The organism is Pseudomonas putida (assembly GCA_041071465.1).
Lineage (GTDB): Bacteria > Pseudomonadota > Gammaproteobacteria > Pseudomonadales > Pseudomonadaceae > Aquipseudomonas > Aquipseudomonas putida_P.
The window spans coordinates 2,000,728-2,019,477 of the sequence record CP163498.1; the positions used below are offsets into that span (position 1 = coordinate 2,000,728).

An 18,750-nucleotide genomic window follows, 5' to 3' on the forward strand; every position below is an offset into this window, starting at 1 on the left:
AAGCTCCCTTTGGCGGACCACCAGCGGTGCGCCATTGAGGGGGGTGATATCGATAAACTGCGGCTTGGGCCGCGAGCGTTTGTGTCTGGCCGAGTCAGGGCCTTCGCTGGTGACGCAGCATGTTCAGCGCGCTTTTCTCACAGCCGCTTTGCAAAAACCGCAGACACATTTCCTCCATGCACATCTGATTGGTCATGCTCGATTCCCTCAGCTGTTCATAGGCTTGGTCATCGTCGATGTTGGCCAACTCCATCAGCTTGACTACGGCTTTGAGCACTACCCGCCGGGCCTTCACACGCTCTTGCAATTGGGTAATTTCAGCGTCGGCCCGGGACCGCGATCCGAATTCAAAAATCGCCTGTTGCAGGGCCAGGAATGTCCCGCTTGAGCGCACCGGTTTGACCAGAAACGCGCACACCCTTTGCGTCAATGACCAGTGAATCCTCTCAGGGGTTTCGGCACTGAACATGGCAATCAACGGCACTCGCGGTTCCCCATCCGGCCAAGGGAAGGTATTTTTGTGGGCCTGATTGGCATCGAAAAAACACACGTCCACCTCCGACCAAGGCAAGGCTTGGCCCTCGACCGGCTCGATGATTTTCAATCCCAGCCTCACCAGTTGCCCGCTCAAGACCTGATAGTCATGGTCCTTCTTGTGCAGGATCAGCACGCGATGGTCACGCAGGTTGGGAAGCTGAGGCCTTTTCATCTGACGATCCTCAACTCCGGTTTAAGGCGATCGCCATGGTCTTCCATCACGGCGCCATCGCCGACTTTGCCCATGTCCAACCATGTGAGGTACGGGTCTGGTTTGCGCGGCTCCTTCGCGCTCGCCAGGATCTCGAAATCCCCGTTGGCGTTGGAGATGCCCAAGCGCGGCGTCAGGTAGCAGTGGTGGTTTTCCGGGTCGATCCACACTGGCCCTTGAGGGGCGTTCAACCGGCTTTGAACGGAGGCGCTTCTGACCTGCTGCACGTCGTCGGTGTCTGCCAGGTGAATGGCTTCGGCCAACAACAGCACCGCGATGAACGAGGCTTCAGCATCGGCGGACGTCACCTGTTGCACGCCGTACCGCTGCTTAATGTCACGAACGAACTCCGCGTTGGCCTGGGTGCCGATGCTCTGGAAGTACACCGATGAACAGATATGCCCGGCGCGCACGCTGGCATCCACGGCTTTCAGTTCCTCCTCCGACAACGTGCAACTGGCCAGCGGAGTGGACGCAGAAATCCGCTGTGTATTTACGGCCTGCCCATAGGCGGCCACGAAGGCTTGGCCGGATTCCCCGATCAACGAGCTGAACACGAAATCCGGCTTGAGGCGTTGGACCTCATCGATGATCTGCTCGACATCGGTGGAGCCAATCGGGAGATAACGCTCGCAGACGACATCGCCGTCGTTGGCTTCCAGTATTTCGCGCATCACCCGATTGCTTTCCCAAGGCCACACGTAGTTGGAGCCCACGCAATAGGCGCGCTTGCCCACGGTGTTCATCAGGTAGCTGATTAGCGGCACGATGTGCTGGTTGGGCGAGGCACCTACGTATATCACGTTGTCGCTGCACTCGAACCCTTCATAGTGCGAGGGATACCAGAGCAAGCCGTCGCGCCGCTCGAACAGCGGTAAAACTTCCTTGCGACTCGACGAGGTGTAACACCCCACGACGTGCCGAATTCCGCTGTCCAGCAGTGCCTGGGTTTGCGCGTAGTACTGGGTCAAGTCCCCGCCCGGATTGACTACTTCAGGCTCAAAACAGAAGGTGAAGCGCGGGTCGCGCGCCACGCGCTCAATGGCCAGCAGCGCCCCACAGAGCATCGCCTGGCCGATGCTCTGGTACGAGCCAGTGGTGGAGCACATCAGGCCGATCCGCACGCACGTCTTGTGAGAAAGGTTTGCCATCATCAGTTCCTACGAAGCTAATGCAGCGCGACGTTGCAGGCGTGCAGCGAAGCGGGCCGACGCAAAGGCAAATACCGCGCCCACGACCATTGACGCGGGCACGATGATCAATGCGTTGGAGAAGCTCAGGCTGGTGAGGTTTTCAGTGCTGAACTTTCCGGGCGTTTGCAGCAGAAATGCAAACGTGCACGCATAGCCGTAGGTCACCGCCGGGATCGAGGAGAACAGGCCAACCCTGGCCGCCGAGATGTAGCAGGCGATGCTGATGCAGACCACGACGCTGGCCCAGATCGTCTCGCCCAACACCGTCGCCCCCGGCACCGAGACGATCACTACCGCCGTCAGCCATGCGGTGAACACGCCAAAACAATTGGAGACGATCGTGGTGCGCAGGGCGCGCACGTCTCCACCTGAGTGGAAAAAACAGGCCCTGGCGGCGAAGGCCGCCCAAATGAGCAGCACCCCCACTGAGAGCGTGAACCAGGTACACACGCCGCCCAGCAGGGCAACACTGATCGCAAGGCTGGTCAATTCAGACATTACGCGTACTCCTGCTGTGGGGATTTGAACAGCCCGGAAGTTGCGGCACGACGGGAAAATACGGTGCAGAGCAGCCCCAGCGTGACCCAGAACGAGGCGTCCGCCATCAACGTCGCGATCACGAACTCGTGATGCAGCGCGGCGGGCGCCAGCATCTCCGGCGACGCTAACTGCGGCGAGCCGATCAGGTGAGGCACCGCCAACAGCACGACGCCAGCCACCTTCAACCAGGCCTTTGGCGCGAAGGCGATGAGCACCAGTCCAATGGCCGTAGCAATCGCTGTACCCACCCACCAGAGTTGCCTGGCGTGCAGATCAGCCGCTTGCGTGCCGGGCAGTTCCGGTGGCAGACCCGCCGAGGGCGCCAGTACAAACACCGCGTACCCGGCCAGCCCCCACAGCACCCCCGTTGAGAGCTTGCGCGGCGGCCGTAGGCTGATCGCCCCCGCAAGCACCAGCCCGAACGCCACGCCGACCACCAAGTTGGCAGCGGCGGTGGACGTCACCCGCTGCCAGCCGTCCTCTGGGGCCCAACCGGCATCTTCGTGATGATGTTCGCCTGCCTCATGGGGATCGGAATGGCCGGCACTGGCCGCCTGCTCATAGGTTTCGGCCTGAAGGATTAGCGGGGACACCCAGATTGCTTGGATGAGCGTCAACACTAGAGCGGCCCCCATCCCGGCGAAACCCGCCGTTTGCAGCATGCGCTTGATCATGGCTCAGGCCCTCTCAGTGGCAAGGAAATGCAGCGGTATGACGGGTATCGTGCGCGGCGTTGTGCAAAGCCGGCAGGCTGGAAAAACCGGCGAAGTACAGCAGCACCGCGCCCAGGGACATCACGCAGCAGGCGTTGAGCACGCGCCGGGCGCTTCGAGCGGACGATACGGTGGTAGTGATGCTTGAAACGGATTGAAGAGTAGACATGATGTGTACCTCGTGTTCGCGCTGTGATGAGGGTGTTGAAGCCAACGGCTTCAGATGACTTCGTCCCGACGACGCTCAAGGAACTCTTGCGTACGAGCGTTGAGGGATTCGGGAGTGACGAGTGCTTTGTCCATCGCCAGTTTTTCCAGCGAGGCCAGCCAGTGCTGGTAGTAATGCCAGTCAGGGTCGTCGGGAGTGTGAGTCTTGTCCCAGGCCCCGATGTTCGAGATCAGCGAAGCGCGGAACTCATCCCACTGGTAAGCGCCTTGTTCGGCGAGCGCCAGGGCTAGGCCGAACGCTCGCCCTTGCCACGGCTCATCAAACACCAAACGTTCCTGGTTTTTCGGCAGGGCGCTGCGGTCGCCGCACAGTTGATCCACTCGGTTTTTCAGCGTGCTCATGATCAGGCTCCTTGCTGCGCCGTGCTAACCAGACCCAATCCCTGCATCGCTTCGGTGGACACTAATGCGGCCAACTGCTCCTCGGAGAAGTGGTCGGTGCCCTCAGGGCGCTGAGGAATCACGAAGAAGCGCACTTGGGCGCTGCTGTCCCAGATCGCGACTTTCTTGGAGCTGTCCAGTTCGACACCGAAATCCTTCAGCACCGCGCGGGGCTCTCGCACCACGCGTGCGCGGAACACCGGATCCTTGAACCAGTAGGGTGGCAGGCCCAACAGCGGCCACGGCCAGCATGAGCACAGCGTGCAACAGACGACGTTGTGGGTGCTTGGGGTGTTTTCGACGACCTTGAGGTTTTCGCCTTCGATGCCTTCACGCAAGCCCAGCTCTTTAATGGCTTGGTTTGCGTCGGCCAGCAGACGCGCTCTGAAAGCCTCATCTGTCCAGGCTTTGGCTACGACCCGGGCGCCGTTGAACGGCCCCATTTCGTGGTCGAAGAAGTGGATGACGCGATCAACGGTGTCGGTGCCGATCAGGCCTTTTTCACGAAACAGCGATTCCAGTGCTTTGGTGCGGGCCGCGTAATAGCTTTCCGGGCCGCGTTCTTCATCGTGGTGATGGTGCTCGCCGGACGCATGTTGATGGTCGTGGTCGTGATCGTGTGTGCTCATCGGTGCAATTCCTTGGTTCGTAAAAGGGGCGAGGCCGCGTGCGCTTGGCGCGTCATTGCTGCTGAACGCTGTCCAGGTAAACTTCAAAAAAGTCGTTGTACAAAACGTCGCCGTGGTCAGGGATCTCTGACCAGATGTCGGTGGTCTTGAAGCGCACGTTGTAAACCGGTTGGGGTGTGCCGAGCCCATCGGTCGGCCCTTTGTCCCAGTACAGGTAGGCGCCGTCGTACACCACTTCCACAACGCCCACTTTGTTGCGTAGGTAGCCGGGTAGCCGGGTATGGATGCCAAGTGGTACATCTTTGACGCAGACGGTGTCGCCGACTTTGAATTTGGGCTGGGTGGCGATGTTTCGATACGGGTTGTCGCCGGTCCAGAGGTAATCGATCACGCGTTCGGTGATCTGCGGATTGCCTTTTTCGGGCAGTGGCGTGTCCGGGTTGTCGAGAAAACGCTGGGTCAGTGCGTCGAGTTCAGCAGCCTCGATATACCCACGTTCCACGAGGAATTCGGCCATCGCGCCTTGCCACTTGATGTAATAGCGGTACTTGAAATAGTCGAGCGGGTTCATGCCCTCGGCTTTAACCCGCAGGTCTGGCCAGGCCCAAATGCTGGTGCCCATCATCGTCGCGTGCACCCCAAATAGACGGGCCTCCCACGGCTGTACGAATACCCGCTTCTCCACCGTGACCGGGCCCAATCCTTCGATTCCTCCCAAAAACTGCTGAAGCTTCATGCGCGTGCTCCTTAAAAAAACCAAAAAAAACCCTCCGAGCCGTGAAGGCTTGAAGGGCTTATTTGCCGATCTGTCAGCGAATAGCTGACAGGTATGTATTTTCGGCCGGCGTCGATGACGCACGTGATGACCGCAGTTGGGTAAAGCAGGACTCGTGCCAAATTTTACAGAAAGAGAAGGGGGAAGTTGAAAGCTATTAAAAACAGATAGTTAGCAGGATTTGGTAACGGATGGGGAGGGCTCGGCCACCTTTCAGAGCTGCACTACGTTGGAACCAGTGCACAAACGCTGGGCAGCTGTGAAATTTTTGATACTGAAAAATACCTCTAGTTTGGATGCTGCCATCCTAGACTTTTAGAGCAAAGTTAGAATTTTCCTGTTGGTGTGAGGCAACCAGCCGACGATGACAAACACAGCTTTCACCCGATGCCCCGAATATCAGTGCAGCATTATTTCCCTCAAAATGGGGGATGTTTTCGAGCGTATCAAAGCGGCTGCCCCCCGATGTATCGTTCGATCCATGGACCCACATGAAAGGAGTCAGGATATGGAAATCGAGCGAAGAATTGAGAAATGGAACGATCTATGGATGATCGTTGCCGGGCGAGTGGTATGCACTGGCTGCCTGGAGAGCCAAGCGCTGGAAGATTGTGAGAGACCGTTTCTGCATGCCGGTACATGCGAGGCTAGCCATGGAAAAAAAGAATACCCGTGGGCTGCGCTTCACGAGATCCTAGACTGCGCGCGAGGGTGAACTGCCCGTTAGTGCTGGAGAAGGTCAATCTTCCTATCGATCTACTCAACCAGAACCTGGCGCTGATGACCAAGGAGCACATCGACTCGCGAAGCTGGCGAAGATATTCTTCAGGGAGCATCTGGAAATCTGGCACGGATGGGTGAGCGATGCGGCCGCACAAAGAATCCAGGCTTCGTTGTAATCGAATCACATTGCAGATGCGACGCTGGGCGTCGCATTTCGCGTAAGGGGCCCGCAAACCCTGTCAGCTTTCGACTGGTGCCGGGACATGCGTTTTCAACTTCGCCCGATTTTTTCGGTCTTGGACGCGTTGCCGCGAAGCTTGCTGCTTCGCCTGAGTGGCGGTCACAGTGCCAACTGCTTGACCGCCCAAGTCCAAGCGTGGCGCATTCTCTACCATGCTTGCCCAGTACCGAGTTCCTCGGCACCAAGTAGAAATTCCTAACTGGAGCTGTTCGCGGGTTAGTCCGAGTAGTTCCAAGTGTTGCTCAGCATCTTTGAGAATGCCTTCCTTGAGCGGAACCTTGGGGGACGGATTGACTGGGAAAGCCAATGGAAAATGCTTCTGCAATGGCCAGATCGCTTCTAACGCAGGATCCTGGCTGAGAGGCTTGGCCTGGGGGGAGGATTTGCACTTGAGGTCTGTCTGGATGACGGCCTTTGCTGGCTCTTTTTCAGCCCGCAGACGGTCACGTAGCTCCGCTAGTTGTTCAAAACCCATCGTTCAATACACTGCTTCGAGGTGGTTGCGTGGAGCTAGGATATTCGATGCGGCGCGCTTTAGCAGCTGTGACTGGAATATCGTCACTGGCTTCGTCGATACCAGATGGCAGCTCATGGCCGATTACTGCCTGTCGTGACGGGTAGTAATCGACGCTAAGCGGCCGTCACTTCAGGCAAAGATTGATCGAACTTAGCCCATCAGGTAATACAGCATTTGAGTCACGATGGGGCGCAATCCGGCGGTGTTATGATCTGGGCGTCTATTTCTGCCAAGAGATTGCCCATGGATCGCTTGTCTACCTTGTTGTCACAGTTCGGCGTGCGCGCAAACCTGTTTTACAGTGGCAAACTGTGCGGCTTGTCGTCTTACGACGGCGCTGACGGTCGTGGGTATATCCATCTGCTACAAGCTGGCAGTGTTACGTTACTGGGAGCCGATCGTAAGGAATTGCTGCTGATCCGGCCCAGCCTGATTTTTATGCCGCGCCCCAGCCGGCATCAATTGTTTGCCGGTGAGTCCGAGGGAGCTCAGTTGTTGTGTGCGTCAATGGAGTTTGAGGGTGGGGTCGATAACCCGCTGTCGGCTTCGTTACCCGATTGTCTGGTGTTGTCCCTGGATGAACTGCCAATGCTGGCCGATACGTTGAAATGGATGTTCGGCGAGGCGGCGGGTGCACATTGTGGTCGGGAGGCAGCGCTGGGACGGTTATTCGAACTGCTGGTCATCCTGTTGTTTCGACATCTGCTTGATCACAACCAGTTGCGTACTGGAATGATGGCTGGACTGGCTGACCCGCGGTTGTCGCGCTCTTTGGTGCAGATTCACAACGCACCTCATCGTGCTTGGTCAATTGCGGAACTGGCGAGCGAATCGAACATGTCTCGCGCGGCCTACGCGGTGCATTTCCGTGCCGTTATCGGGCAGACGCCCGCCGATTATCTGCTGAGTTGGCGTATCAGCCTGGCGCAGAAGCGACTTCGTGAAGGACGGTCGATTACACTGATCGCCTCCGAAGTCGGTTATGAAAGTCCTTCGGCACTTGCGCGCGCGTTTCGACGCAAGACGGGCTACAGTCCTCGGGACTGGATTAAAGACCTGGCAGGTTCAGATGATGGAGCGATGGCCTGAAACATCTAACTGCTCCGGGCCATCCCGGGTGGTCGATCATCGGCTCAACGGCGTTCCAGCTCCGTCAGAGAATGGCCAGCCACGAAAATCGAAGCGGCAAGTAACCCGATGTCTTTAAGTAGAAACTGACCTGGAGCGACCGTAATAGCGGGAAAACCGAGGCCGGGTTCGATCACGCCGGGGGTCGAGAACATGAAGCTCAAGGTGGTGAAAAAGAGTCCGGCAGAGAGCACGCCACCTATCAAAGAAAGCTTCGGTGACAGCAAGCGACCTGCAATCAGTATTCCGATCGAGACCTCCAGAACGCCAAGCAGATTGGAGAAGGTGTCGACACTGAAAATCTCATAAACCCAACCCAGGAAAGGGCTGTTGCTCACCAGCGGAACCAGTCCGACCGCTTCGTAGTGTGTGAACTTCATTCCGCCGAACCAGAAGTAAATGACGGCGAGCGCAAAATAGGCCCCGTAGATGCCAAGCGCCATGGTTTTGAACCCGAGCGTTGAAGGGTTTTGTGCGCTGTTGGTTTCGTAGTTCTCGATTCTGAAGGTTTTCATGATCAATGCTTCCAAGAGTGTGGTGAGGAACGCTAATCAGCAACCCTGCGCGGTGTGCGTTGGGAGTCGATACAGTGTTGCCTTTGTCCGCACGCTCGTGGCGTCTGAACGTATTGCGTTCGGTGCAGATCGTCTCGACTCATTCAGGTCTAAAGCGATCGCCATGCTCCCTGGCGGCACCATTTAAACCGTTTCTGAATGGCATAAAACAAGAGTCCTCGACGTCGGCTTTGGGTCGATAGATGCCGGTCAAGGCGCTCCTACTGTGCTGGTCAGATCCGGTGCAAGCGGCTGGTCAAGTCGAATGCAGATGACCGGTCAGCGGCAATGCAAAAGCGTGGTCAAGTGGAGTGCAATTGCCCAGCCAATGACTAAATCCCATTGCCTATGGACATTTTCGAGTCTGATGTCCACGTTCATTCAAGATATCCATGGACACTTTATGAGCAGTCCAAACCGTTCGTTTACGCCGCCTTCAGCGCTTGTCCATTGATACTATGTCGACCGTGCATGTGCGGCTACCTGGGCGACCCCACCGGCCGCTGCCGCTGCAGCACCGAGCAGATCGCACGGTATCGCAACAAGCTGTCCGGGCCACTGCTGGACCGCATCGACCTGCACCTGACCGTGGCCCGCGAGAGCACCACGCTGAACAACCAACCCTGCGGTGAGCCCAGTGCCGATGTGGCGGCCAAAGTGGCCCAGGCGCGCGCGGTGCAGCACAAGCGGCAAGGGTGTGCGAATGCTTTTCTCGATCTCGAGGGCTTGCGCCGCCACTGCGGGTTGGCGCCGGCGGACCAGGCCTGGCTGGAGGGGGCCTGCGAGCGGCTGACCTTGTCGTTGCGATCGGCACACCGGTTGTTGAAAGTGGCGCGGACACTGGCGGACCTGGAGTGTTGTGAAACGATTGGCAGGCCGCATCTGGCCGAGGCCCTGCAATACCGACCAGGGAGCGGTTAGATTCGCCTTGTGCGGCCCATGGCTGCTCGCCAATTGATCGCTGGCCACCGCTATCGTCTCTTCTATCAGGACAATGTTTCTCCCTGGCAGCAGATTGTCTGCCCCCACTCCAAGCCCCAGAATCGTCGGCCAAACTGTTCAAACGCTGCCCCGGCAGCTCATGGAGTACGAGCCAATGCCACACGAAGGCAGCCTTCTGCAAACCGCGGTGATTTTCCTGCTTGCCGCCGTCCTCGCTGTCCCGCTGGCCAAGCGCCTGCAACTGGGTGCCGTGCTCGGTTACCTGCTGGCCGGCGTGGTCATCGGCCCGCAAGCGCTGGGTTTGATCCGCGACACCGAAAGCGTGGCGCACATTTCCGAGCTGGGGGTGGTGCTGCTGCTGTTCATCATCGGCCTGGAACTGTCGCCCAAGCGCTTGTGGCTGATGCGCAAGTCGGTGTTCGGTGTCGGTACTGCCCAGGTGCTGCTGACCGGCGCGCTGATCGGTGCCATCGCCCTGTTCGGCTTCAGCCAGACACTGCCGGCTGCCATCGTGCTCGGCCTGGGCCTGGCGCTATCGTCCACCGCCCTTGGCCTGCAGAGCCTGGCCGAGAGCAAGCAACTCAACGCCCCGCACGGCCGCCTGGCATTCGCCATCCTGTTGTTCCAGGACATCGCCGCCATACCGCTTATCGCCCTGGTGCCGCTGCTGGCCGCCAGTGGCCCGGACACCAGTCACGGCGACAGCCTGCAACACGGCCTCAAGGTGTTCGCCAGCATCGCCGTGGTGATCATCGGCGGCCGCTACCTGCTACGCCCGGTGTTCCGCACCGTAGCCCGCACCGGCCTGCCGGAGGTGTCCACCGCCACCGCGCTGCTGGTGGTGATCGGCACGGCCTGGCTGATGGAAGAAGCCGGCATTTCCATGGCCCTTGGCGCCTTCCTCGCCGGCCTGCTGCTGGCCGATTCGGAATATCGCCACGAGCTGGAATCGCAGATCGAGCCGTTCAAGGGCCTGCTGCTGGGGCTGTTCTTCATCAGCGTGGGCATGGGCGCCAACCTTCGCCTGCTGCTGGACATGCCGCTGGTGGTGCTGGGCCTGACCCTGCTGCTGGTGGCGGTAAAGCTGGTGCTGCTGATAGGCGTCGGCCGCCTGGTTGGTGGCCTGAACAGCGCCAGCGCCCTGCGCCTGGGCATGGTGCTGGCGGCGGGTGGCGAGTTCGCCTTCGTGGTGTTCAAGCTGGGCAAGGACCAGGGCCTGTTCGACACCCAGACCTACGACCTGCTGCTGATGACCATCACCCTGTCGATGGCCATTACCCCGCTGCTGATGCTGGGCTGCACCCGCGCCCTCAAACGCCCGCAACCGGCGCGTGAAGTGCCCGAGCAGTACAAGCAGATCCAGACGGATACGCCGCGGGTGGTGATCGTCGGCATGGGCCGCATGGGCCAGATCGTCGCGCGCATCCTGCGTGCGCAGAAGATCCCGTTCATTGCCCTGGAAACCTCGGTGGACACCATCGAGATGACCCGCATGTTCGAACAGGTGCCGGTGTTCTACGGCGACCCCCTGCGCCCCGAGGTGCTGCACGCCGCCAAGGTGGGTGAAGCGGAGTACTTCATCATCACCATCGATGACCCTGAAGCTGCCATTCATACCGCCGAACGGGTGAAACGCCTGTACCCACACCTTAAAGTGCTCGCCCGGGCACGTAACCGCCAGCATGTGCACAAGTTGGTGGATGCAGGCGCCGAGCCGATTCGCGAGACGTTCTACTCCAGCCTGGAAATGACCCGCCGGGCGCTGGTGGGGTTGGGCTTGAGCGATGAACAGGCGGCGGACCGTATTGCGCGGTTTACCCAACATGACGAAGAAGTGCTGGTGGCCCAGGGGCATGTGCGCGATGACCGGGCCAAGGTGATGCAGACGGCCAAGGAGGCGCGGGTGGAGCTGGCGCGGTTGTTTGATTCGGATGGGGATTGAGGGCCTTTGTCGTACGCCTTGAGGGTTGTGGCGCCATTACGCGCACCCAAGAAACCATCACGGAATCGTCCGATTCTCAGCAAGATCCTACTTCCCGACCAACCATTTCCTACGTTACCGCCGATCCCGAGGATTTATCCTACACCCCGTGTCGACGCCCGTCTGATTGTCCGGGGAAGGCCTGCTCTCTAGGCTGACCGGGTCGCTGTCGGTTCAGCGATCGGGTGTGGAAACCCGGCAGGTAATCGGAACAGCTGTCGTCATGGCAGTTGCACGCGGGAGGCCGTATGGCCTGCCGGGGTTCCGATAGCCCGGCTTTCCACCCCGCGTGCAGCCGCCACCCTTCGCGTGGAAACGGATGGTGCCGGCCAACCTCTATCGGAGTTTGGCTATGAAAAAGATTGTTCCCGATCCACCCCTCCCCAACACCACACAACGCCCTTTCAGCCGCTGCGATGCCGGCCATCCCCATTGTTCACCGTAAACCCCGGCGTCTCAGCCCACGACGCCCTGGTACATGTCGCCCAGTACCTGCGCGGTGCCTACGACTGTGGCTACAAAGCCCTGGAGCATCTGGATGAGACAGGCAAAAGCCTGTTCTGGAGCAACCTAAACTCACTCGAAATGGCAGAAGGGCTGGTTGAGGCACTGCTGGATGGGATTGAGTCACAGCCAATGAATTGATGCCGCCTGTACCGGCCCTTTCGCGGGTGACCCCGCTCCCACAGGATCACCACTGGTTCTGAAACTGTGCAGTACCTGTGGGAGCGGGTTCACCCGCGAAGAGGCCAGCACAGCAAACAAAAAAGGCCGGCCCCCTATAGAGAGAGCCGGCCTTTGCGCGCACTGCTATGGGTTGGTTACTTACCCGCAGTCAACGCGTTGTAGCTGGTCATCAAATTCCGATAATCCGGAATGTGGTTGGAGCACAGCGCAGCCAGCCCTTCCACATCGTTGCGCCAGTCGCGGTGCAGCTCACAGGCCACGCCGAACCAGGTCATCAGCTGGGCGCCCGCCTGGCTCATGCGGTCATGAGCAGCATCGCGGGTCATTTCGTTGAAAGTACCGGAAGCATCAGTCACCACAAACACATCGAACTCTTCTTCCAGCGCCGACAGCGCCGGGAAGGCTACGCAGACCTCAGTCACCACACCGGCAATGATCAGCTGCTTCTTGCCGGTGGCCTTCACCGCCTTGACGAAGTCTTCGTTGTCCCAGGCGTTGATCTGGCCTGGGCGGGCGATGTACGGGGCATCCGGGAACAGGGCTTTCAGTTCTGGCACCAGCGGGCCGTTGGGGCCTTGCTCGAAGCTGGTGGTGAGGATGGTCGGCAGGTTGAAGAACTTGGCCAGGTCAGCCAGGGCCAGCACGTTGTTCTTGAACTTGTCCGGCTCGATGTCGCGCACCAGGGACAGCAGGCCAGCCTGGTGGTCCACCAGCAGCACGGCGGCGTCGTCTTTGTTCAGGCGGTTGTAGGTGAATTTGCTCATGGTCTGTGCTCCTAAGGGTTATGAATTTTTCAGCAATTCGGGGTGTTTCGCGTTGATGGGCACAGATTAAAATCATCACCTTCACGGCGGTAGACTGCGAAAAATGCCTTTAGCGTTCCATTTGGAGAACGATCATTGGAAGACCTCAACTCCCTCTACTACTTCACCCAAGTCGTTGAGCACGGTGGCTTCGCCCCAGCCGGCCGGGCGCTGGACATGCCCAAGTCAAAGCTCAGCCGGCGCATCGCCGACCTTGAAGACCGCCTGGGCGTGCGCTTGCTGCACCGCACCAGCCGGCACTGCTCACTGACCGAGATCGGCCAGGCCTACTACAACCGCTGCCTGGCCATGCGCGTAGAGGCCGAGGGCGCGGCAGAGATCATCGAGCGCAACCGCAGCGAACCACGCGGGCTGGTGCGCATCAGTTGCCCGACTACCCTGCTCAATTCCTGGGTTGGGCCGATGCTGACCCGCTACATGCTCAAGTACCCGCAGGTGGAGTTGTTCATCGAAAGTACCAACCGCCGTGTCGACCTGTTGCACGAGGGCTTCGACATTGCCCTGCGGGTGCGCTTTCCGCCGCTGGAGAACACCGACATGGTGATGAAGGTGCTGAGCAACAGCACCCAGTGCCTGGTCGGCCAGCCGCAATACCTGGAGCAATTGCCCAAAGGTTTCGACCCACAGCTGCTCGGCACGCTACCGAGCGTGCACTGGGGCAGTGCCCAGCGTGAGTACCAGTGGGAGCTGTTTCAGGGTGAGGGCAACAGCCGCAGCATCGTCATCCCGCATAAGCCGCGCATGGTGACTGACGATCTGTTCGCGTTGCGCCACTTCGTGGTGGCAGGCGTGGGGATTGCCCACTTGCCGCGAGTGGCGGTGCGTGAAGACCTGGCGGCAGGGCGGCTGGTAGAGCTGCTGCCTGAGTGGCACCCGCGTTGCGGGATCGTGCATGCGATCTTCCCGTCGCGGCGCGGGTTGCTGCCGTCGGTGCGAGCGTTGATCGATCATCTGGCTGAGGAATTTGCCATCAGCGACATGGCTTGAGCACCGGCGAAAGCGCCAGCAGTGAAAGAACAGAAAAGGGGGCCAAAACTGGCCCCCTTTTCACATCAGTTCAGCTTAGAAAGCAAAGCATGAACAACCCAGCGCACCCCAGAAGCCCTGGAAGTCATTCACCGGTACGCTCGAATGCCGCGCTTTCTCATGGCTGTGCGCATGCACCCCGCATGGCCCGCTGCACTGGTGCACGGCGGCGGCCAACGATGGCGTACCGACGCGCCAGTGCCCCGGCACCTTGACCACCGGCGACCATTCCGGCAACACAGGCACCTGCGGCGGGCCCAGTTTGTCGAACTCACCTGCGCCGTACACCACCTTGCCATCGACGATCGTCAGCACCGACTCGATGCCCTTGATCGCCTCTTCATCGACGCTGAAGAAGTCCAGCGACAACGCCGCCAGGTCGGCCAACTGGCCCACTTTGATCTGGCCCTTCTTGCCCTGTTCGCTGGAAAACCAGGCACTGCCCTGGGTAAACAGCTGCAGCGCGGTATCGCGGCTCAGGCCTTCCGGGTACAGCGCCATGCCGCCAACGGTCTTGCCGCTGACCAGCCAGTACAGCGAGGTCCACGGGTTGTAGCTGGACACACGGGTGGCGTCGGTACCAGCGCCCACCGGCACGCCCATGTCGAGCATGCGCTTGATTGGCGGGGTCTGCTCAGCCGCCTTGGCGCCGTAGCGATCGACGAAATATTCACCCTGGAAGGCCATGCGGTCCTGGACGGCGATACCACCGCCCAAGGCGCGCACGCGCTCGATGTTCTGCGGGGTGATGGTTTCGGCGTGGTCGAAGAACCACGGCAGGCCGTTGAACGGGATGTCGCGGTTGACCTTCTCGAACACGTCGAGCATCCGCGTGATCGATTCGTTGTAGGTGGCGTGCAAGCGGAATGGCCAGCGTTGCTCGACCAGGTGGCGCACCACCGGCTCCAGCTCTTCCTCCATGGTCTGTGGCAGGTCCGGGCGCGGCTCGAGGAAGTCTTCGAAGTCGGCGGCCGAGAACACCAGCATTTCACCGGCGCCGTTATGGCGCAGGAAGTCGGTGCCGCTGTGCAGCTTGACGCTGGCGGTCCACTTCTTGAAGTCGTCCAGTTCTTCCTTGGGCTTCTGGGTGAACAGGTTGTAGGCAATGCGCACGGTCAGCTGGTTGTTGTCGGCCAGCTCCTGGATCACCGAGTAGTCGTCGGGGAAGTTCTGGTAGCCGCCACCGGCGTCGATGGCACTGGTCAGGCCCAGGCGGTTGAGTTCGCGCATGAACTGGCGGGTGGAGTTGACCTGGTACTCCAGTGGCAGCTTCGGCCCCTTGGCCAGCGTGGCGTAGAGGATCATTGCGTTGGGGCGGGCGATCAGCATGCCGGTCGGGTTGCCGAACTTGTCCCGCTGGATTTCACCACCCGGCGGGTTCGGCGTGTCCTTGGAGTAGCCAACAGCCTTGAGTGCCGCGCGGTTGAGCAGTGCGCGGTCGTAAAGGTGCAGCAGGAACACCGGGGTGTCGGGCGCGGCCTGGTTGATCTCTTCCAGGGTCGGCATGCGTTTCTCGGCGAACTGGAATTCGTTCCAGCCACCGACCACACGCACCCACTGCGGCGTAGGCGTGCGTGCGGCCTGGTCCTTGAGCATGCGCAAGGCATCAGCCACCGACGGCACGCCTTCCCAGCGCAACTCCAGGTTGTAGTTCAGGCCGCCGCGGATCAAGTGCAGGTGCGAGTCGTTCAGGCCTGGGATCACCGTGCGCTGTTTGAGGTCGATGATTTGCGTGGCTGCCCCCTTGTGGGCCATGGCCTCGGCATCGTTGCCCACGGCGACGAAGCGGCCATCCTTGATGGCGACAGCAGTCGCGGTAGGTTTTTCACGGTCAACGGTGTGTAGTTTGCCGTTGAACAGAATCAGGTCGGCGGACATGGAACCTCCTTGGCTGGATGCGTGAGCTGAACCGGCTTGGCCGGTGAAGGGCAATGCGGACCAGAGCGCGCCGGCGGCACCGAGCACGGTGCTGGTGGCGAGGAACTGGCGACGGGTCTTGTCGTTGCGGTCCTGGGACATGATGTTCTCCGTCTCTGGGTGCGGTGGCAGGCGCAACTGTGGAGCATGCCGGTTGGTGCTGGGTCAGGGCCTGGATGGCTGTGCGATGGGTTGTAGAAGGTTAGCCCTGATCAAATTTTGTGCCGCCAAGGCTGCCCATTCGAGGTCAAGCCCGAGACGGCGCGGCTCACCCACGCAGCCAATTGGCGCAGCGGCGGGTTACCCAAGGCATGATGTAGAACACCACGGGCAGGATGACGAACAGGTTCACGACCAGGTTGCCGGTGATCGGGCCGCCCAACTGCGGGAAGCGTGCGAACAGCGGCGCCAGCAGTTGCGGAATGACCATGGTCATCGGGCAGATCACCAGGTAGGTCAGCAGCGCCTGCTTCCAGCGCGGCGGTTGAGCTACCGTGGCGCCCGTTGGGCTACCGAGCACCTTGTGTTGCAGGCATACGGTCACCACTTCGCGGTTGTCTTGGAGTGCGGTGTTCATCGGCGTTCCTTGGGATGAGCTTGCCCGCATCCACTGTGCAACGGCGGACGGGCGGTGGATTGGATGGGTATGCAGCCCTGGCCGGGCACCGCCTGGGGGTGCCCGGAAAGGTTGGCTTACTTGCCGGCGTTGAAGGCGTTGTAGCTAGTCATCAGGTTGCGGTAGTCCGGGATGTGGTTGGAGCACAGCGCGGCCAGGCCTTCGATGTCGTTGCGCCAGTCGCGGTGCAGCTCACAGGCCACGCCGAACCAGGTCATCAGCTGCGCACCGGCCCGGCTCATGCGGTCATGGGCGGCGTCACGGGTCATGGCGTTGAAGGTCCCGGAGGCATCGGTCACCACGAACACTTCGAACTCTTCCTCCAGTGCCGCCAGGGCCGGGAAGGCAACACACACTTCGGTCACGACGCCGGCGATGATCAGCTGCTTCTTGCCGGTGGCCTTCACGGCCTTGACGAAGTCTTCGTTGTCCCAGGCGTTGATCTGGCCTGGGCGGGCGATGTATGGGGCGTCCGGGAACAGCGCTTTGAGCTCCGGCACCAGCGGGCCGTTGGGGCCTTGCTCGAAGCTGGTGGTGAGGATGGTCGGCAGATTGAAGAACTTGGCCAGGTCGGCCAGGGCCAGCACGTTGTTCTTGAACGCGTCCGGCTCGATGTCGCGGACCAGGGACAGCAGGCCAGCCTGATGGTCGACCAGCAGTACGGCGGCGTCGCCTTTGTTCAGGCGGTTGTATTTGAAGTGAGTCATGGTGGCAGCTCCTGATGGTTTTGATTTTCAGTAAGTGGGGTGTTTCGCGTTGATGTTTGAAGATTAAAACCAGGACCTTTGGAGCGGTAGATGGTGGTTTTTGGCTTGAGCGTTCTGTTTTAGGAACGATAGATTGGCGTTGGTTTTGCTGGCCTCTTCGCGGGCTGCCATTGCCTGCCCTGCAAACCTGCTCTATTACTACCCACAGCCCTCCCCTCACCCCGAGACCACCATGCTGGCGTTCATCCAGTCATCCCCGTTGTTGCTCGGTACCGCCCTGATCCTGCTCGACCTCGTGCTCTGGCAAGCCATCCCCATGCAGCGCCGAGCCTGGCGCATCGGTACGCGGCTGGTGATATTCCTGCTGTTCAGCTCAGTGCTGGTGGCCGCCGGCATGAGCCCGTTGCAACCACCGCCCTGGCCCGACGATGTCTCGCGCAACCTGATGGCCACGGTGCTGGCGATCGGCTGGTGGCTGTTTGGCGCACGCACGGTGACCGTGGTGTTCGGCCTGTTGCTGGTAGCCCGTGGCAGCCATGGCGGGCGGTTGCTGCAGGATGTGCTGGGGGCGTTGATCTTCCTGGCCGCCGTGGTGGCTGCCGCAGGCTATGTGATGCAGCTGCCGGTGAAGGGCCTGCTGGCCACCTCCGGGGTGATGGCCATCGTCATTGGCCTGGCGTTGCAGAGCACCCTGGCCGACGTGTTCAGCGGCATCGTGCTGAACACCACGCGGCCCTACCAGATCGGCGATTCCATCTCTATCGACGGCACCGAAGGCAAGGTGCTGGACATCGACTGGCGCGCCACCCGCTTGCTCACCGGCAGCGGCAGTTTGGCGGTGATCCCCAACTCGGTGGCGGCCAAGGCACGGCTGCTCAACCACAGCCGCCCGGCCGATGTGCATGGGGTCACGATCAGCGTGGTGGTGCCGGCCAAGGTGCGCCCCAAGCGGGTGTTCGACGCGCTGGAAAAGGCCTTGCAAGGCGTCAGTGCCATTCTTGCCACCCCAAAACCGAAAGTAACGGTGAAGGCCTCGACGCTGGAGTCAGTGGAGTACGAGGCCAGTGGCTTCGTGGCCGATATGGGCGCCAAGGGTGACGCGCGCAACCAGCTGTTCGACCTGGCGCACCGGCATCTGGAAGCCAGCGGAGTGATGTGGAACGTCGACCTGGCCGTGCCGCCGCGCAGCCGCCAGCGCGAAGTGCTGGACGAGGTCCGCGTGTTCCGCTCGCTGAGCGATGAAGAGCGAGACGCCTTGAGCCAGCGCATGACCGCAGTGGAGTACCTGCCGGACCAGGTGATCCTGGGGGTTGGCGAGCATTCAGATCATTTGCTGGTGATTGGCAGCGGGGTGGTATCGGCGTCGGTGCGCGATGGCGACAAACTGCTGGAAGCCGGGCGCATGGGGCCGGGTGAAGTGCTGGGGATCGAGGGCATCATCGACGAAGACGATTCGCTGGCCGAGTTCCGCACGCTGACCAGCTGCGTGCTGTACCGCATCGACAAGGAACAGGTGAAGAGCTGCCTGCAGCAGCGTGGCGAAGTGCAGACGGCGTTGAGCAAGTTGCAGCGGTTTCGGCGGCAGAACCGCGAGTCGTTGTTGCTGCAGAAGCCGGCCCTGATCAAGAAAGGCGGCTTCCTCAGCTGGTTACACAAGTAAGCCGGTACTGGCCTCTTCGC

18 protein-coding genes and 3 pseudogenes are annotated in these 18,750 nt (G+C 60.4%); 7 read left to right on the forward strand and 14 right to left on the reverse strand.

Translation table 11 applies throughout. The features are described from left to right. Positions 1-94: 94 nt before the first annotated feature. From AB5975_09255 to nthB, 8 genes are read right to left on the reverse strand one after another with little or no spacing between them, the layout of a single operon-like run. Complete coding sequence (locus AB5975_09255) at positions 95-709, reverse strand: ANTAR domain-containing response regulator (GenBank protein XDR21982.1); 615 nt, start codon at positions 707-709, stop codon at positions 95-97. Further along, a complete protein-coding gene (locus tag AB5975_09260) occupies positions 706-1,899 on the reverse strand; it encodes a transporter substrate-binding domain-containing protein (GenBank protein ID XDR21983.1) in 1,194 nt (397 codons plus the stop codon). The genes AB5975_09255 and AB5975_09260 overlap by 4 nt, the downstream gene beginning before the upstream one ends. 9 nt (positions 1,900-1,908) lie before the next feature. Then, a complete protein-coding gene (locus tag AB5975_09265) occupies positions 1,909-2,439 on the reverse strand; it encodes a DUF1097 domain-containing protein (GenBank protein ID XDR21984.1) in 531 nt (176 codons plus the stop codon). Next, a complete protein-coding gene (locus tag AB5975_09270) occupies positions 2,439-3,155 on the reverse strand; it encodes a CbtA family protein (GenBank protein XDR21985.1) in 717 nt (238 codons plus the stop codon). The genes AB5975_09265 and AB5975_09270 overlap by 1 nt, the downstream gene beginning before the upstream one ends. 13 nt (positions 3,156-3,168) lie before the next feature. Beyond that, on the reverse strand, positions 3,169-3,363 hold the full coding sequence (locus AB5975_09275) for a CbtB domain-containing protein (GenBank protein ID XDR21986.1): 195 nt from the start codon (positions 3,361-3,363) through the stop codon (positions 3,169-3,171). 50 nt (positions 3,364-3,413) lie between these two features. Beyond that, entirely contained in the window at positions 3,414-3,764 is a 351-nt protein-coding gene (locus tag AB5975_09280; GenBank protein ID XDR21987.1) for a nitrile hydratase accessory protein, read from the reverse strand. 2 nt (positions 3,765-3,766) lie between these two features. After that, positions 3,767-4,432, reverse strand: coding sequence for a nitrile hydratase subunit alpha (gene nthA / locus AB5975_09285; GenBank protein ID XDR21988.1), 666 nt, complete (start codon positions 4,430-4,432; stop codon positions 3,767-3,769). A gap of 52 nt (positions 4,433-4,484) precedes the next feature. Then, positions 4,485-5,168 (reverse strand): nitrile hydratase subunit beta, encoded by a 684-nt coding sequence (gene nthB / locus AB5975_09290; GenBank protein XDR21989.1) that lies wholly within the window; start codon positions 5,166-5,168, stop codon positions 4,485-4,487. A gap of 765 nt (positions 5,169-5,933) precedes the next feature. Between nthB and AB5975_09295 the strand changes: the two are divergent. After that, positions 5,934-6,106 (forward strand): annotated as a pseudogene (locus tag AB5975_09295) (histidine ABC transporter substrate-binding protein). A 63-nt stretch (positions 6,107-6,169) separates the two neighbouring features. Here the strand turns inward: AB5975_09295 and AB5975_09300 are convergent. Next, complete coding sequence (locus tag AB5975_09300; protein ID XDR21990.1) at positions 6,170-6,646, reverse strand: ProQ/FinO family protein; 477 nt, start codon at positions 6,644-6,646, stop codon at positions 6,170-6,172. A gap of 285 nt (positions 6,647-6,931) precedes the next feature. On the opposite strand from AB5975_09300, the gene AB5975_09305 reads away from it, so the two are divergent. After that, positions 6,932-7,777 (forward strand): AraC family transcriptional regulator, encoded by an 846-nt coding sequence (locus AB5975_09305; protein ID XDR21991.1) that lies wholly within the window; start codon positions 6,932-6,934, stop codon positions 7,775-7,777. 44 nt (positions 7,778-7,821) lie between these two features. Here AB5975_09305 and AB5975_09310 read toward each other — a convergent pair whose 3' ends face one another. Beyond that, on the reverse strand, positions 7,822-8,331 hold the full coding sequence (locus AB5975_09310; GenBank protein XDR21992.1) for a YkgB family protein: 510 nt from the start codon (positions 8,329-8,331) through the stop codon (positions 7,822-7,824). Between the two features lie 504 nt (positions 8,332-8,835). On the opposite strand from AB5975_09310, the pseudogene AB5975_09315 reads away from it, so the two are divergent. The 3 genes and pseudogenes from AB5975_09315 to AB5975_09325 all read left to right on the forward strand — a co-directional run bounded on the left by AB5975_09315 (position 8,836) and on the right by AB5975_09325 (position 11,938). After that, a pseudogene (locus AB5975_09315) lies at positions 8,836-9,291 on the forward strand (ATP-binding protein). A 175-nt stretch (positions 9,292-9,466) separates the two neighbouring features. Continuing rightward, on the forward strand, positions 9,467-11,254 hold the full coding sequence (locus tag AB5975_09320; GenBank protein XDR21993.1) for a monovalent cation:proton antiporter-2 (CPA2) family protein: 1,788 nt from the start codon (positions 9,467-9,469) through the stop codon (positions 11,252-11,254). 391 nt (positions 11,255-11,645) lie between these two features. Continuing rightward, positions 11,646-11,938: pseudogene (locus AB5975_09325) on the forward strand (hypothetical protein). A 176-nt stretch (positions 11,939-12,114) separates the two neighbouring features. On the opposite strand, the gene ycaC (AB5975_09330) reads toward AB5975_09325, so the two are convergent. Beyond that, positions 12,115-12,744 carry an isochorismate family cysteine hydrolase YcaC gene (gene ycaC / locus AB5975_09330; protein XDR21994.1) on the reverse strand — a complete coding sequence of 210 codons (630 nt, stop codon included), beginning with the start codon at positions 12,742-12,744 and terminating at the stop codon, positions 12,115-12,117. 135 nt (positions 12,745-12,879) lie between these two features. On the opposite strand from ycaC (AB5975_09330), the gene AB5975_09335 reads away from it, so the two are divergent. After that, positions 12,880-13,791 carry a LysR substrate-binding domain-containing protein gene (locus AB5975_09335; protein XDR21995.1) on the forward strand — a complete coding sequence of 304 codons (912 nt, stop codon included), beginning with the start codon at positions 12,880-12,882 and terminating at the stop codon, positions 13,789-13,791. Positions 13,792-13,866: 75 nt separating this feature from the next. Here AB5975_09335 and AB5975_09340 read toward each other — a convergent pair whose 3' ends face one another. The 3 genes from AB5975_09340 to ycaC (AB5975_09350) form a co-directional block, all read right to left on the reverse strand. Next, entirely contained in the window at positions 13,867-15,849 is a 1,983-nt protein-coding gene (locus AB5975_09340) for an amidohydrolase (protein ID XDR21996.1), read from the reverse strand. A gap of 166 nt (positions 15,850-16,015) precedes the next feature. Beyond that, positions 16,016-16,324 (reverse strand): hypothetical protein, encoded by a 309-nt coding sequence (locus tag AB5975_09345; protein ID XDR21997.1) that lies wholly within the window; start codon positions 16,322-16,324, stop codon positions 16,016-16,018. A 116-nt stretch (positions 16,325-16,440) separates the two neighbouring features. Further along, positions 16,441-17,070, reverse strand: a complete 630-nt coding sequence (gene ycaC, locus AB5975_09350) for an isochorismate family cysteine hydrolase YcaC (GenBank protein ID XDR21998.1) — start codon at positions 17,068-17,070, stop codon at positions 16,441-16,443. A gap of 232 nt (positions 17,071-17,302) precedes the next feature. Between ycaC (AB5975_09350) and AB5975_09355 the strand changes: the two genes are divergently transcribed. After that, positions 17,303-18,730, forward strand: coding sequence for a mechanosensitive ion channel domain-containing protein (locus AB5975_09355; protein ID XDR22949.1), 1,428 nt, complete (start codon positions 17,303-17,305; stop codon positions 18,728-18,730). The last annotated feature ends 20 nt before the right edge of the window (positions 18,731-18,750 follow it).

Excerpts from the sequence above, each read along its gene's own strand:
- AB5975_09275 (XDR21986.1), bottom strand. The coding sequence starts at position 3,363 with ATGTCTACTCTTCAATCCGTTTCAAGCATCACTACCACCGTATCGTCC.
- AB5975_09310 (XDR21992.1), bottom strand. The coding sequence starts at position 8,331 with ATGAAAACCTTCAGAATCGAGAACTACGAAACCAACAGCGCACAAAAC.
- AB5975_09300 (XDR21990.1), bottom strand. The coding sequence starts at position 6,646 with ATGGGTTTTGAACAACTAGCGGAGCTACGTGACCGTCTGCGGGCTGAA.
- AB5975_09355 (XDR22949.1), top strand. The coding sequence starts at position 17,303 with ATGCTGGCGTTCATCCAGTCATCCCCGTTGTTGCTCGGTACCGCCCTG.
- AB5975_09345 (XDR21997.1), bottom strand. The coding sequence starts at position 16,324 with ATGAACACCGCACTCCAAGACAACCGCGAAGTGGTGACCGTATGCCTG.
- AB5975_09320 (XDR21993.1), top strand. The coding sequence starts at position 9,467 with ATGCCACACGAAGGCAGCCTTCTGCAAACCGCGGTGATTTTCCTGCTT.
- nthA (XDR21988.1), bottom strand. The coding sequence starts at position 4,432 with ATGAGCACACACGATCACGACCACGACCATCAACATGCGTCCGGCGAG.
- nthB (XDR21989.1), bottom strand. The coding sequence starts at position 5,168 with ATGAAGCTTCAGCAGTTTTTGGGAGGAATCGAAGGATTGGGCCCGGTC.
- AB5975_09340 (XDR21996.1), bottom strand. The coding sequence starts at position 15,849 with ATGTCCCAGGACCGCAACGACAAGACCCGTCGCCAGTTCCTCGCCACC.
- AB5975_09270 (XDR21985.1), bottom strand. The coding sequence starts at position 3,155 with ATGATCAAGCGCATGCTGCAAACGGCGGGTTTCGCCGGGATGGGGGCC.
- AB5975_09265 (XDR21984.1), bottom strand. The coding sequence starts at position 2,439 with ATGTCTGAATTGACCAGCCTTGCGATCAGTGTTGCCCTGCTGGGCGGC.
- AB5975_09260 (XDR21983.1), bottom strand. The coding sequence starts at position 1,899 with ATGGCAAACCTTTCTCACAAGACGTGCGTGCGGATCGGCCTGATGTGC.
- ycaC (XDR21998.1), bottom strand. The coding sequence starts at position 17,070 with ATGACTCACTTCAAATACAACCGCCTGAACAAAGGCGACGCCGCCGTA.
- AB5975_09280 (XDR21987.1), bottom strand. The coding sequence starts at position 3,764 with ATGAGCACGCTGAAAAACCGAGTGGATCAACTGTGCGGCGACCGCAGC.
- AB5975_09255 (XDR21982.1), bottom strand. The coding sequence starts at position 709 with ATGAAAAGGCCTCAGCTTCCCAACCTGCGTGACCATCGCGTGCTGATC.
- AB5975_09305 (XDR21991.1), top strand. The coding sequence starts at position 6,932 with ATGGATCGCTTGTCTACCTTGTTGTCACAGTTCGGCGTGCGCGCAAAC.
- ycaC (XDR21994.1), bottom strand. The coding sequence starts at position 12,744 with ATGAGCAAATTCACCTACAACCGCCTGAACAAAGACGACGCCGCCGTG.